The 13629-nt window shown below is 68.6% G+C and carries 12 protein-coding genes; 4 read left to right on the forward strand and 8 right to left on the reverse strand.

Features of this window, described 5'->3' with window-relative positions:
- Nucleotides 1-5: 5 nt before the first annotated feature.
- A complete protein-coding gene (locus EV649_RS07035; RefSeq protein ID WP_130381635.1) occupies nucleotides 6-698 on the forward strand; it encodes a FadR/GntR family transcriptional regulator in 693 nt (230 codons plus the stop codon).
- Between the two features lie 27 nt (nucleotides 699-725).
- Here the strand turns inward: EV649_RS07035 and EV649_RS07040 are convergent, their stop codons facing one another.
- From EV649_RS07040 to EV649_RS07075, 8 genes are all read right to left on the reverse strand, one after another.
- Nucleotides 726-1049, reverse strand: a complete 324-nt coding sequence (locus EV649_RS07040) for a plasmid stabilization protein (RefSeq protein WP_130381637.1) — start codon at nucleotides 1047-1049, stop codon at nucleotides 726-728.
- A gap of 41 nt (nucleotides 1050-1090) precedes the next feature.
- Nucleotides 1091-1861 (reverse strand): polyphosphate polymerase domain-containing protein, encoded by a 771-nt coding sequence (locus tag EV649_RS07045; protein WP_130381639.1) that lies wholly within the window; start codon nucleotides 1859-1861, stop codon nucleotides 1091-1093.
- The gene (locus EV649_RS07050) at nucleotides 1858-2448 is read right to left on the reverse strand and encodes a DUF4956 domain-containing protein (RefSeq protein WP_130381641.1); all 591 of its coding nucleotides are present in this window, start codon (nucleotides 2446-2448) and stop codon (nucleotides 1858-1860) included. The genes EV649_RS07045 and EV649_RS07050 overlap by 4 nt, the downstream gene beginning before the upstream one ends.
- An 80-nt stretch (nucleotides 2449-2528) precedes the next feature.
- Nucleotides 2529-3188 carry a response regulator transcription factor gene (locus EV649_RS07055; RefSeq protein ID WP_130381643.1) on the reverse strand — a complete coding sequence of 220 codons (660 nt, stop codon included), beginning with the start codon at nucleotides 3186-3188 and terminating at the stop codon, nucleotides 2529-2531.
- On the reverse strand, nucleotides 3185-4612 hold the full coding sequence (locus EV649_RS07060; protein WP_241997807.1) for an ATP-binding protein: 1428 nt from the start codon (nucleotides 4610-4612) through the stop codon (nucleotides 3185-3187). Before EV649_RS07060 ends, EV649_RS07055 begins: the two co-directional genes overlap by 4 nt.
- On the reverse strand, nucleotides 4575-4838 hold the full coding sequence (locus tag EV649_RS07065; RefSeq protein ID WP_198682344.1) for a hypothetical protein: 264 nt from the start codon (nucleotides 4836-4838) through the stop codon (nucleotides 4575-4577). Before EV649_RS07065 ends, EV649_RS07060 begins: the two co-directional genes overlap by 38 nt.
- A 165-nt stretch (nucleotides 4839-5003) precedes the next feature.
- The gene (locus tag EV649_RS41965; RefSeq protein ID WP_130381645.1) at nucleotides 5004-6266 is read right to left on the reverse strand and encodes a chitosanase; all 1263 of its coding nucleotides are present in this window, start codon (nucleotides 6264-6266) and stop codon (nucleotides 5004-5006) included.
- A gap of 126 nt (nucleotides 6267-6392) precedes the next feature.
- Nucleotides 6393-9779, reverse strand: a complete 3387-nt coding sequence (locus tag EV649_RS07075) for a beta-N-acetylglucosaminidase domain-containing protein (protein ID WP_130381647.1) — start codon at nucleotides 9777-9779, stop codon at nucleotides 6393-6395.
- A gap of 251 nt (nucleotides 9780-10030) precedes the next feature.
- Here EV649_RS07075 and EV649_RS07080 point away from each other — a divergent pair, with 251 nt between their 5' ends.
- From EV649_RS07080 to EV649_RS07090, 3 genes are all read left to right on the forward strand, one after another.
- Complete coding sequence (locus tag EV649_RS07080) at nucleotides 10031-11188, forward strand: ROK family protein (protein ID WP_130381649.1); 1158 nt, start codon at nucleotides 10031-10033, stop codon at nucleotides 11186-11188.
- 120 nt (nucleotides 11189-11308) lie between these two features.
- A complete protein-coding gene (locus EV649_RS07085) occupies nucleotides 11309-13117 on the forward strand; it encodes a bifunctional metallophosphatase/5'-nucleotidase (RefSeq protein WP_241997809.1) in 1809 nt (602 codons plus the stop codon).
- A gap of 48 nt (nucleotides 13118-13165) precedes the next feature.
- Nucleotides 13166-13624, forward strand: a complete 459-nt coding sequence (locus EV649_RS07090) for a MarR family transcriptional regulator (RefSeq protein WP_130381653.1) — start codon at nucleotides 13166-13168, stop codon at nucleotides 13622-13624.
- The last annotated feature ends 5 nt before the right edge of the window (nucleotides 13625-13629 follow it).

Below are 13629 nucleotides of genomic sequence, written 5' to 3' on the forward strand. Positions count from 1 at the left end.
GCCGGATGGCGCTGACCGACGTCGCGATCGAGAAGATCAAGACGATGATTCTCGACGGCCGCCTCAAGCCGGGCGACAAGCTGCCTCGCGAGGCAGATCTCGCCGACCAGCTCGGCATCTCGCGGAGCCCGCTGCGCGAGGCGGTCAGCGTGCTGTCGATGCTGCGGATCCTCGACGTACGGCGGGGCGACGGTACCTATGTCACGAGCCTGACGCCCGACCTGCTCCTGGAGACGATGAGCTTCATCATCGACTTCCATCAGGACTCCGGCATCCTCGACCTGTTCGAGGTACGCCGGGCGCTCGAACCGATGGCCGCAGAGAAGGCCGCGCTCCTGATGAGCGCCGACGACGTGGCCGAACTACTCGCGCTGACCGGGGCTGTCGACGTCGACAGCCCGGTCGGCGACGTTGTGGCGAACGACCTGGAGTTCCACCACCGGATCGCGACGGCCGCGGGCAATCCGGTGTTGTGCTCGTTGATCGACAGCGTCGCCGGACGTACCCACCAAGCCCGAACCTGGCGAGCTGTCACTCAGGAAGACGCCTTCGAGCAGACGAAGCGCGAGCACCGCGCGATCGCCCTCGCGATCGGTGACCGGCAGCCCAGCGTCGCCGCCGCGCTGTCGCTGTCACACGTGGCAGGCATCGAGAACTGGATCCGCCGCAACCTGGGGCCGGACGCTACGACCGCGTGAACCGCGGCGCCCGCTTGTGGACCCGGCCTAACGGCCGACGGCCTTGGCGAGCTGGGCCTTGGTCATGGTCGAGCGGCCCTTGATGTTCTTCTGCTTGGCCTCGTTGTAGAGCTGTTCCTTCGTGCGACCCTTCGAACCGCTGTGCGAGCGCAGTCCGCCGCGGCGTCCGGACGAGATGTCGTGGGTGGAGGAACGGCTCGACTCCTTCGCCTCGCCGGCGCGGGCACGCTCCTTGTTCACGGTGCGCGCCGCGATCTCCTCGGCGATGTCCTCGCTCCGGCCCCGGTCCTTCAGGCCTTCCTTGATGTGCTCGTACTGCCGTTCGCGCTTCCGATTCGATCCTGCAGGCATGTCGGTCACTCCTTCCATCGCCCCTCCCGGTACCCCGACCCTCACCCCACAACCAAGCGGTGGACAGTTCGGTGCCAGGGGTTGGCTCGGAGAGTCGGGTTCAGGAGCGCGGCCGCCACGCAGTATTTGCTGACCTGGATCGGGCGGATTCGGAGGTCCCGCAGTACGGCGTCTGCGGCTCCGGTCTGGCCGTTGGTCTTGCTTTCGACGAGGACGGAGTCGGGCAGGACGTCGATCGAGCTGGTCGCGTCGGAGAAGCGCAGGTCGATGTCGCAGGTCAGGCGCTCGTGTGCCGTCGGGTCAGTGAGCGTGCTCCTGCGGTACGTCGTGAGAAGCGCGGGCCGCAGTCCGTCGACGGGCCCCACGCCGTACGCCGTCCTGAGCTGCTCGGCGAGGAAATCGTGAGCGGGACCCGTCAACCGCCCGCGATCCGAGGCGGCGTACGGCAGGCGTGACTTGATCGTCTCGGAGCGATTGCCCTTCAGCTTCACCTCGAAGCTGCACTCGCCGCTGTCCAGATAGGTCCGCGTACGCACCTTGTACCGGTAGCGCCGGCGCTGGAGATGCTGCCGGTACAGTCCGTGCGACGGCGTGTCGAAGTACACGGACTCGTACTGAAAGCTCCGCTGCCCGTCGATCTCCAGTACGGCGAACCGGTCGCGCAACCGGTTCACCAGTTCGACGAACACCCCGACCGGCACCAGGTACTTGCGATCCACCCGAACCTGCAGCGCCGCCTCGGCCAGCACCTCCTCCAGCGAGATCGGCCGCAACTCGGCGAGCGCGCCCGTCAACGCGGCCCGGGTCCTCACGACGCGTACCGCTGGAACGGACGTACGGCGGCCGGCGCGTCCGCCCGCGTGCGATAGCGGACGTCGACGACGGTCGTGTCGGTGACCAGATCCAGATCGAGTACGACGAAGTACCGGACGTCGGCGCGCAGCAACCGCTCGAGCGCCGGACCGACGTCACGGACATCCGGATACGCCTGATCGAGAACGACCTTCTGACGCCGCGACCGCAGCGTGAGTCGCGGGTGGTCGACGACGTACATCAGGGCGACGAGCAGGAAGCTCAACGCGGGCGCGAGCCAGAACGGACCGGGATGCAGGCCGTTGACGAGGCCGAGGGCCAGCGAGATGAAGTAGTACGCGACCTCTTCCTGGGTGATCGAGTCCGAGCGGAGCCGGATGATCGAGAGGATCCCGAACAGGCCGAGCCCGAGCCCCACCCCGGCGCCACTACCGGCCAGCATCGCGGTGACCGCGAGGACGCCGACGTTCAGCGCGACGTACGCGAGCAGCAGGTCGCGCCGGTGGTAGCGGCGAAAGTAGGTGCCGTAGGCAAGCAGAGCGATGGTGAGCAGGTCGGCGGGTATCGCGAGTCCCAGACCGGACATGGTTTCCTCCAGGTGGCTGATGTTGCTTCCATCTTTCCGCCCTGCCGTGAGAACCCGCTGAGGCGATCGTGAGAGACCTCTCACGGAAGCAGGCGGTACCCCATCCCGCGCACGGTCTGGATCCGGTCGGCGCCGAGCTTGCGGCGCAGGTACCGGATGTAGACGTCGACCACGTTCGAGCCCGGGTCGAAGTCGAAGCCCCAGACCTGCGAGAGCAGCTGTTCGCGCGACAGCACCTGGTCGGGATGCCGACAGAACACCTCGGCGAGCAGGAACTCCCTCGCTGTGAGGTCGATCGACGCGCCGTCGACGAACACGCGCCGGGTCCGCAGGTCCAGGCTGAGCTCTCCGACCTGCAGGATGTTCGCGTCCGGCGTGCCTTCGCTGCGCAGCCGGAGCCGGACCCGCGCCAGCAGCTCCTCGAACGCGAACGGCTTGGCGAGGTAGTCGTCCGCACCGCCCTCCAGCCCGGCAACCTTGTCCCGGACGCTGTCGCGCGCCGTCAGGATCACCACCGGCATCGCGACCCTTGCCTCACGCAACCGTCGCAGCACGGTGAACCCGTCCACCCGAGGCAGCCCGATGTCCAGGACCATCAGGTCGTAGTTGCCGGTAGCACCTTCCTGGTACGCCGTCTCGCCGTCGCCGACTACCGTCGTCACGAACCCGTTGCTGCGCAGGCCGCGCTCGACGAACGAGGCGATCCGCTCCTCGTCCTCGGCGATCAGAATCCGGTTCACTCCGCCTCCACTCCGGCCGGCAACGTCAGCTCGAACCGCGCACCCGGCCCGGCGGCCAACCGTACGTCGCCGCCATGCGCCCGGGCGATCGATCGTACGATCGCCAAACCCAACCCGGCTCCTTCCGTACGGCGTTGCGCCGTACCGCGAGCGAACCGCTCGAAGATCCGCTCCCGATCCTCCGGCGGAACCCCCGGCCCGGAGTCGGCCACCCACAGCAGCACGCTGCCGTCGGCGTCGAGGTACGACCCGACCTCGATCCGGTCATCCGTCTTCGTATGCCGGACCGCATTGGACACCAACTGCATCAGGGCCTGTGTGAGCCGCTGCCCGTCGGCGAGGATCGTCGCGTCCGCGGTCGCCGCGACCCGCCAGGCTCGCTCGGCCAGCGGTCGCGCCTTGGCGACCACTTCGACGACGAGTTCGGTCAGATTGACCTCGCCGAGTTCGAGGAACCCGGGCCGGTCGCTCTTCGCGAGGACCAGCAGGTCGTCGACCATCCGGTTCATTCGGGCCAGTTCGTCCAGCACGAGCGCCTTCGTCTCAGCGCGGTCCCGCGGGTCGTCGCCCATCAGTTCCAGATGCCCGCGAATCACCGTGATCGGGGTCCGCAGCTCGTGCCCGGCGTTGTCGACGAACTCGCGCTGCGCGACGAACGCGTCCTCGAGCCGGTCCAGCATCGTGTTGAACGTCCGTGCCAGGTGCGCCACATCGTCGTTGCCCACGACATCGATCCGGCGCCGGAGGTCGGTCTCGCTGATCCGTTCGGCCGTCGTCCGCAGCTGCCGGATCGGAGCGAGCACCCGGCCGGTGACCAGCCAACTGGCGCCGGCGGCCAGCACGAGCGTGATCGCGGCGATGATCACCAGCGCGCGGGCCGCTTCCATCGACGGCTTCGCGATCAGGTCCCGGAACTCGAGTACGACGAGCTGCGCGCGGACCGGCTGCGCCCCGATCCGCACCGGAAGTACGCCGTACCGGACGCGGCCCGCGGTGCTGTCGATCCAGCCGTACGCCGGTTCCGTGGCGCCGGCGAGGCGCCGTACGAAAGCAGCGTCGGTATCGAGGCGTGCGGGCGGGCTGCCCTGGCTGCGGTGGTACGGGTTGCCGTTGACGATGGTGAACAGGGCCTCGGAATCGTCCGGCAGATTGCTCTGCAGCCATCGGTCCAGCAGATCCTCCGGGCGTTGGAAGGACGCGGCGGCGGGCGAGGCAGCGAAGGCGCGGAACTTGTTCGCCTCATGGGTGAGTTCGTCGTCCGCGGAGTCGTCGGCGCGGGCTGCGAGGACCTGCCAGGTGAGGAAGACCAAGGCGCCCAGCGCAAGCGTGAGGACGCCGAACATCCAGCCGATGATCCGCACCCGGGCGCTGACCACCGGGCGGCGATCAGCCATCGTCGTCCGGGTCGTCCACACCGTCATCATCGTCGTCCACCCCGGCCGTCCGGGCCGGCGCGGGCGAAACCGGCGAGGCTCCCGTGGTCGGCGGCGAGATCGAGGGAGCCGGGGTCGGCGTAACGGTAGAGGCCGGTACGACGACTGTGTCGCCGAGTTCCGGCGCGGACCGGCCGGCCAGGTACCGGGGCAGCACGAACCCGGCCACCACCAGCACGCCGGCGACGACCCCGTAGATCACGCGTGGAGATCGCATCCTCAAAGCCTGCGATCCCTCCCGAAGAACCGCATGAGCCGAACATTACAGACTTCTCATGTTCAAAGGCCTCGTGCTGTTCGCGCGGCTGGCAGGTTGTTGCGCAAGTAGCGGGTTGTTGCACGCCAGGCGTGAAACAACCCGCCACCGCGCAGTTCGATGTGGCTAGCTCGTCTTGCCGAAGGCTTCTAGTTCGAAGAGGGAGTAGCCGTACGTCGTGCCGCGTGCGGTCCCGTAGACGCGCAGGTACCGGCCCTGGCCGTTCAGGTTCGACCACTCGTCGGTGCCGCCGTTACCTGCCGACTCGGTGGCGAGGTTCGTCCAGGTGGAGCCGTCGTCGGAGATCTCGACCCGGTAGGCCTTCGCGTACGCCGCCTCCCAGGTCAGCCTGACCTTCGAGACGGTTGCTCCCGCTCCGAGATCGACTCGGATCCACTGCGGATCGGACCCTTCGGCGCTCGCCCAGCGGGTGGACGTGTTGCCGTCGACGGCGCGGTCGGCGGTCAGTGTCGAGTCCTCGGTCGAGGACGAGGTCGTCGGCCGGTGCTGCGAGATCAGCACACCGGCGGGGTCCGGGCCCGGATCGGTGCCGGGGTCGGGATCGGTGTCGATGCGGAACGGCTCGCCGTACACCGCCCAGCTCAGCGGCGTGTTCAGGTCCAGGTTCCCGTTGTCGAGGAAGACCCGTTGCGCGGTGTCGACCCGGCTGGTGTCCTCGTGCGCCGCCTCCTTCTTCATCTCCACAACGCGCGCATCGAGGAACGCGTTCAGGTACTCCGTCTCGTCGCCGCCGTCGGCCGGGGTGTCGGCGTGGCTCTTCGCGTCGGCGCGGATGCTGTCCAGGCCACCCTCGCCGTGCATGACGATGGCGTCGTAGTAGGCGAACTGGCCCAGCGTCCGCAGGCCGTCCTGCTTGGCCAGCGTGACGGCCGGGTTGAAGTAGACACGGTCGCGCTCGTGTTCCTGCGCGGCCTGGAACTCCGTCGTCGCGGCCGCCTGCTTCCAGGCGTCGGTGAAGCCGGGGTCCAGTCCCTCGTGCGAGTCGCTGCCGTCGACCTCCCGGAGCGCCGGAAGGTACTCGGCGAGCGGGTTGTCCGGCACCTGATCGGTGTAGTACTCGACCAGTTCGAGCATGTCGTGCGTCCCCGAGCAGAAACCGATGATGCCGGCCGTGTAGCCGCGGCCGTCGCCGATGTCCTCGATGTAGCCGAACTGGTCCCGCCAGTTCAGCGACGAGTTCTCCGCGGAGGAAACGATCTGCTGGGCGATTTCCTTCTTCACCGGATCGTCCAGGTCCGCCGCCTCGGCCGCGTGACCGACACCGAGGAAAACGGTGGCCGGTACGGCGGCCAGCGCCAGGGCTGTCACGATCCGTCCGGCGATCCGCCAGGGCGGTCCGGACGACATCTTCAGAAAGGGCGTACGCATGCTCTTCTCCTTCTTCCGGGTGGGGCGGTGCCCAGGCAGGGAGGGTGCACTCGACTGTTAGGAAACTTTCCTAATCGTCAAGAGGCATTAATAGCGTGCCTCGCCCCGCCTCCGCAAGAGGAGAGGTCAGATTGCCGGGTAGGCCTCGAGTTCGTAGAGGGAGTAGCCGTACTGCGTGGCGCGGTGCACACCCTGCACGCGGACGTAGCGCCCGGTGGCGTCGACCCAGAGCGTGTCGGTCCCTCCGTCGCCGTCGGTCACCTCGGTCGCGGTCGTCCAGGTGCTCCCGTCATCCGAGACCTGCACCTGGTACGCCGAGCCGTACGCCGCCTCCCAACGCACCACGAGCTTGCCGAGGCGCGTCGACGTACCGAGGTCGACCTGCAGCCACGAAGCGTCGTCGTAGCCGGACGCCCATCGCGTGGCGGTATCTCCGTCGACCGCGAGATCAGCCGTGAACGACGTACCGGGTTCGATGCTTGAGGCAACGGCAGGACGATCGAGCGCCACGTTGGCGGCATCTGTGCGGGGGCGTACGGCGACCTGCAGTACGGCGTCGAAGGTGGTCGCGCCGGAGGTGAAGGTCACCGGAATGTCCACGTCGGCCAGGGCGGCGTCAGCGGGAGGAGTGAGCTTCACGGTGACGGACTGGGTGAATCCACGTTTGACGGTGACCGGCGTACTGGCCGGATCGACGGTCCACCCTGCCGGCGGGGCGACGCTCAAGGTGCCGGTCACGTCGGCGCCGCGTTCGGCGGAGATGTCGACCACGAAGCTCGACGCCGTACCGCGGACCACGTCGGCGCGGTCCGCGTCGACGTGCAGCGCGGCGAGCGGCGTGTCACTCCACAGCGGCACAATCTCGGCGACGGCCGGGGTCCCGCTCTTCCACACCAGCCGCACGGCCTCGGCGCGAAGATCGTTCGCAGGCACCTCGGCGTACGCCGACGAGACGGAGCCGACGCGCTGCCAGGCTCCACCGACCTGGACCTCCACGTCCGCAGAGCCCACGTTCGCCGACTGCTGGAGAATCGTGAGACCCGCCAGTTCCCTCGGCGCCGACAGGCCGACGGTCAACGCATCGCCGGCACCAGGCGCCGCGACCGGCACATAGGCGGTCTCCAGGTTCCCGTCCACCGCACGCTGGTACGACGATCCCGGCGCGGGCGCCGGCGTACCACTGGCCGTCAGCGTCGTCTTCCGGCCGCCGATCGTCTCCACCGAGAACTCTCGTACCACCACCCAGAAATCGGTCGCGGACAACGACCGGTACCGCACATAACGCGCGGTCGTGCCGGCCGGCGCCGTGGTCCGCACTTCGGCCGTGGTGGCGCGGGTCAGCTCGGTCCATCGTGTGCCGTCGAGCGAGTACTCCAACGCGCCGGACTGGATGTAGTCGTTCGGGCTGGAGGCCTTGCCCATCAGCAGTTCGATCGCGCCGATGGTCGCCGGTTCGCCCAGATCGACCCGGATCTCGGAGCCCTGATCGGGAGCGCCGTTGCTCCAGAAGAACGTGTTCGGGTCTCCATCGACCATTCGCGCCGGCACATTGTCCTGATAGGTCCCCAGGTTCGTCGTCGCGGTGCGACCCGGCTGTACGCCGAGCCAGCGGTCGTACACCCGACCGGTCTCGGCGATCAGTTCGTCGACGACCCGTTCACCGATCCGCGGATAGGTACTGCTGTGCGGCAGCCGGCCGTCCCGGATCGCCTTGGCCTCGGTGACGAGACCGCTCATCTGCTGCCGCGCGGTCCAGGCCGCCGCTCCGTCGCCGGCGTCCAGCGCCGCGAGCAGATCGAGGGCGCGCCCCATCGCCTGTCCCCACAACTCTGTTGCCTTGAGCCACGATTCCGCCTCGTCGGCGAACGCGGGATCGACAACGCCCGACCGGATCGTCGCCGGTGCAGCGGTGATGGCGCTCACCCGTGGCCGCAGTACGGCGATCGCCTGGGCGCGCTGCCCGGATCGCCACAGCTGCCAGAACTGCTCGACCGCGGCACCGAACACGGGCGCACTCTCCGGATGCAGCGTGCCGTCGTACGTGTTCAGATCCGCGAACACCTGCAAGGCCGCGGCCGTCGCCGGGTTGCCGCCCGCCCGCTCGGCCAGCGCGCGGCGCCAGGACGCCTGCTCGTCGTACTTCGCCGGGTTCCAGCCGAGCTCGGCGAACGAGTACAGGGCAATCTTGCTGACTGCCGCCTGATTCATCGGATTCGAGATGACGCCGGCGACGTGATCGGCGATGGCGGGCTCCCGGCCGCTGTACGGCGCGAGCAGCAGCCGGCCGGCGGCGTAGTCGTTGACCGGGTAGTTGTCCCAGATCAGGATGTCGTGGCCGAACACAGCCTTCGCCTGGGCCGCCTGCGCCGCCGTGATCGTCCGCGGCACCACTCCGATCCCGGTCCAGTGCACGACCACGTCGGTGTCGAGCTGCTCCCGCAAAGCCTTCTTGTACGGCGTTTCGCTGACGTTGTAGTACTCCGTCGGCACCATCTGCAGCGGCGCGACGTCCGGCTTGGTCTCGACCCATTCGCGTTGCACCCGGTTGAGCAGATCGCTCTGCGCCCGGCCGGCGGCGCCTCCGCCCGTGCCGTACTTCGTCTTGTCCGCGGCGCAGTGCCACGAGTTGTAGTCGATGTCGTCGAGCGGCACGTTGAACGATCGGGCGCCAACGTCGTACAGCGCCTGGAACTTCGCGATCAGGGCCTGGAAGTCGGCGTCCGAGGTGTAGCAGATCGACAGGCCCGGCGAGAGCGCGAAGGTGAAGTCGACCTTGTTCTGGCGCGCGCGGGTGACGAGCTCAGCGAGTTGGGCGAGCTTGTCGGCCGGGTACGGGTCGCGCCACTGCTCCCGGTGGTACGGGTCGTCCTTCGGCGCGTACTCGTACGTGTTCATGCGATGGTCGCCGAGGTAGCTGAGCTCGTCCAGGCGGTCCGCGTGTGACCAGGGCGTGCCGTAGAAGCCCTCGATCGCGCCGCGGTAGCGCATCGTCGGCCAGTCCCGGATCGCGACGCCGGGCACCCAGTCTCGGCCGGGGCGGGCCTGGATGAGCTGCGCGAGGGACTGCGCCGCGTAGTACGTGCCATCGGAGTCGACGCCGTCGAGCACAACGTGGCCGCGATCGTGGCTGTCACGTCCGGCGGCGAGGACGTACCCCTCGACGGGCAAGCCGGTGCTGTCCGGAACGTGCAGGGCCCGGAGCGCCGACGCGTCACGGCCCAGCCAAATGGTCGTCGGCGTACCGGGGTCGCTGCCGTTCGTGGTCCGGATGCTCGTGACGCCGGCGCGGTTCAGTGCCTGGCGTACGACGCGCTCGGCATCCGCATCGGAGCGCGCGGTGCGGACCAGTCCGACAACCGGGGCGAGCGGGAAGCCGTCGGCACGTTGAACGAGTTGCTGCGGCTCGGGCGAGACCGCGGCAACAGCTGGATCGGTCGCACCGGCGTACTGCGGCAGAAGTGCGAGTGGGGCAACCAGGGCGAACACGCAGACAGCAGACCGGAGCAGGCGCATCGAGTCTCCTCGGGCATGGGCGGGTGAAGCCAGTTAGCCAGTGCGCATAACTGCACGTCAAGGGATCAACCAGACAGATTCAGACAACCTATGATGGACAAGGTGGATCTAGGAGTCTCGCCGCCACAGGCCGCCCACCTCCGAGTCCACGACTACAACCTCGCCCCGTGGGCCCTCTACTTCACAACGTGCGCAGCCGCCCTCATCACAACCATCGCCTACCACTGAACTCGGTTTAGGCTGGCCCGATCATGGGGTCCTCGGTGGTGGACGGTAGCGATCATTCGCGGTTGCGGCAGCTCAACGAGCGTGCGGTGCTGGCGTCGGTGCGGGCGGCCGGCGAGTTGCGGGTCGCGCAGATCGTCGAGCAGAGCGGGCTCGGGCGGACGGCCGTCGAAGAGGTGCTGTCGAGCCTCGTGACGCGGCGCTGGCTGATCGAGGAGAGTCCTGCGATCCGCGGGCGCGGTCGGCCGGCGCGCAGCTACCGGTTTCCCGCGGAGGCGGGGTACGTCGCCGGGCTGGACATCGGCGCGTTCTCGGTCCGTGGAGTGCTCACCGATCTCGACGGGCGGATGCTCGCGAACGCGCGGCGCTCCGTGACACCCGAGACACCACGCAAGCAGCGACTGGCGACAGCTGACCGGGTGATTGCCGATTGCGCGCGGGAGGCCGGCGTACCGGTGGCGCGGGTGTGGGCCGTCGGGGCGGGTACGACCGGGCTGGTTGACGCTGCGGGCACCGTCGTACGGGCCAATGCGATCCCGGACTGGGGCGGCACCGATCTGGCCGGATACTTCAAGGCGCAGCTCGTTGTCGTCGACAACGACAGTCAGCTCGCGGCTCTGGCCGAGCAACGTCGCGGGGGCGCGGATCACTCGGCAGACATGGTGTTTCTGCACGCGGGACGGCGTACGGGATTGGCGTTGGTGCTCGACGGGCAGCTGCGGCGGGGAGCGTTCGGTGCGGCGGCCGACATGTCCGCGCTGCGGGGTGTCGCGTGGGAGGCCGCGCTCGAGTACCTGCACGACGTCGTACCGGCGGAGATTCCCACGGTGGACAAGGCCGAACGCGCCTTCGCCGCCGCGCGAGACGGAGACCGCGCGGCGCGGGCCGCCGTACGGAAGTACGCGCGCGCCATGGCAGTGGCCGCCGCGACGGCGATCGCGATCGTCGACCCGCGGCTGCTCGTCCTCGGCGGGGCGTTCTCCCAGGCTGCCGACGTACTGCTCGAACCGCTGGCGGCCGAGCTCGACCGCCTCTGCCCGCGCGTCCCGGAGTTGCACGCATCGTCCCTCGGCGCCCTGTGCGTCGCCCTCGGCGCGGCCAGCCTCGCACAGGACGCGATCGACACCCGCCTGCTGAGCCCCAGCCGCGGTCCGCTCCCTCAGCTGTCGGCCCGGAGTCTCTGACTTCAGGTTGGCCGATTGTTCACTGGGCCGTTGACGCATGTCCTGTCCGGCAGCTAATAATGTCGGAAAGAGGCAATAATGCGCACTAACGCGCACCCCTCCGCCAGGAAGCAGGTTGCCGTGAACAGTCGGATCCGCCGCCGGACGTTCCTCACCACCACCGGCGCGATCGCCACCGCGACCGCGGTCGGCGACGTCGCGTACGCCACATCGCACGCGCTCGACAATGCCGCATATGGGGCCTCGGAGTACGTCGACGTACAGCTGCTGAACATCACCGACTTCCACGGATACCTGCAGCCGACGACACCCAGTCAGGGCAGCGTGATCACCGGCGCGGGCGGCGTCCAGGTGACCGTCGGCGGCGCCGGGTACCTGGCCACGCACCTGAAGCGGCTGCGCGAGGGTCAGCGGAACTCGATCTTCTTCTCGTCCGGCGACAACTTCAACGGCTGGCCGTTCGAGGTCGACGCGCACGCCAACGAGCCGACCATCGAGGCGCTCAACGCGCTGGGCCTGCAGTTCAGCACCGTCGGCAACCACGAGCTCGACCACTCGGTGGACTTCCTTGTCGACCACATGGAGAAGGGCAAGCCCTACCCGGTCAGCGGACGGGACGACAACTTCGTCGACTCGACCGGGCAGCGCTTCCAGGGCGCGAACTTCCGCTTCTACACGGCGAACATCGTGCACGCGGACACCGGCCGGACGATCGTGCCGCCGTACAACATCGAATGGGTCGACGCCGGCGGCGGCCGGAAGCTGCCGATCGCGTTCATCCACCTGACCTTGGTGGGTTCCGAGGTGGGATCCACGTCGTACCAGCCCGGGCTGCGGTCGCTGTCCGACCTGGAGCAGGCGAACAAGCTGGCCGCGCAGCTCAAGAAGCGCGGCGTCAACGCGATCGTCATCAACATCCACGACGGCGGCGTCGCCGGGAACGACTACAACGCGGGGACGAACCCGTCGGGGCCGGTGTTCCAGCTGGCCGCGAACGCCTCGCCGGACATCGCCGCGATCGTGACCGGGCACTGGCACTGCCGGTTCAACATGATGGTTCCGGATCCGAACGGCGTACCGCGGCCGGTTGTCGAGGCCGGTAACCACGGGTCGCTGATCAACGAGATCAACCTCAAGCTGGACCCGCGCACCGGCGAGGTCATCCGTGAGCTCACCCGGTCGACCAACCACGCCAACAGCCGCGACGTGCCGCTCGACGAAGAGCTTCAGTACATCGCCGACTACTGGACCGCGCAGGGCAAGAAGCGTTACGCCACGCCGCTCGCCCGGGTCACCGCCGACTTCACCCGTACGCCGAACGCGTCCGGCGAGAGCACGATGGGCAACCTGGCCGCGGACTTCGCCTACTGGGACGCGAACCAGCACCGCGACGGGCGCGCCGACCTGGCCCTGATCTCGGTCAAGCCGGTCTCCGGGTCGAACGCCGTGACCGGTGATCTGTTGTTTGCCAAGGGCACCAACCCGTCGGACGTGGACGGCACGGTGCTGTTCGGCGAGGCGTGGGGCGCGTTCGGGTACGGCAACCCGATCCTGACGGTCACGCTGCCAGGTACCCAGCTGCACGCCGCCTTCGAGGCGCAGTGGGTGCCGCAGGCAGGAGGGACCGAGAAGTTCGCCCCGTTCGCGGTGTCGCAGAACGTCAGCTACACCTACGACACGACGAAGCCGATCGGTCAGCGCGTCGATCCCGCGACCGTGCAGATCAACGGGAAGCCGCTCGACCTGACCCGGGACTACCGCGTAGCCGCGCTCGCCTACACCTTGATCGGCGGCGACGGTACGACGGTGTTCGCCGGGTTCACCGATCCGGTCCGCAACGACCGCGACCACGAGGGGTTCATCGCGTACCTGCGCGCGCACCCGGTGCTCACGCCCGCACCGCTCGGCCGCGCGCGTCCGGTGAGTTAGGCTGCCGTTCGAGATGATCTGAATCCCGGATGATACGAGAGCGGAAGTATGCCGAAGGCTCCGTCGCGCACTGCCGTGATCAGGACCGCGCTGCGGGACCTGCGGGTCCAGCTCGCCCTGCTGAATCATCAGGTCGGCTCGCAGCTGTCCCTCAAGGACGCCGAGCTGGACTGCCTGGACGTGCTCGCCAGGGACGGGGCGCTCACACCGAGCGCCCTGGCCCGGCGGGCCGGCATCCACCCGGCCACGATGACCGGGATCCTCGATCGGCTCGAGCGCGGCGGCTGGATCGTCCGTGACCGCGACCAGGCCGACCGCCGCCGGGTGACCGTCAGCGTCGTCAAGGAGCGGACGGCGGCGGTCTACCAGGCGTACCGCGGGATGAACGGCGCGGTCGACAAGATCTGCGCCGGCTACACCGAGGACGAGCTCGACCTGATCGCCGGCTTCCTGAACCGCTGCGCCGAGGCCGGCCACACCTCCACCGAAAAGCTCGCCGCGAACTGAGCCCC

The sequence above is a fragment of the Kribbella sp. VKM Ac-2569 genome, from assembly GCF_004216905.1.
GTDB lineage: Bacteria > Actinomycetota > Actinomycetes > Propionibacteriales > Kribbellaceae > Kribbella.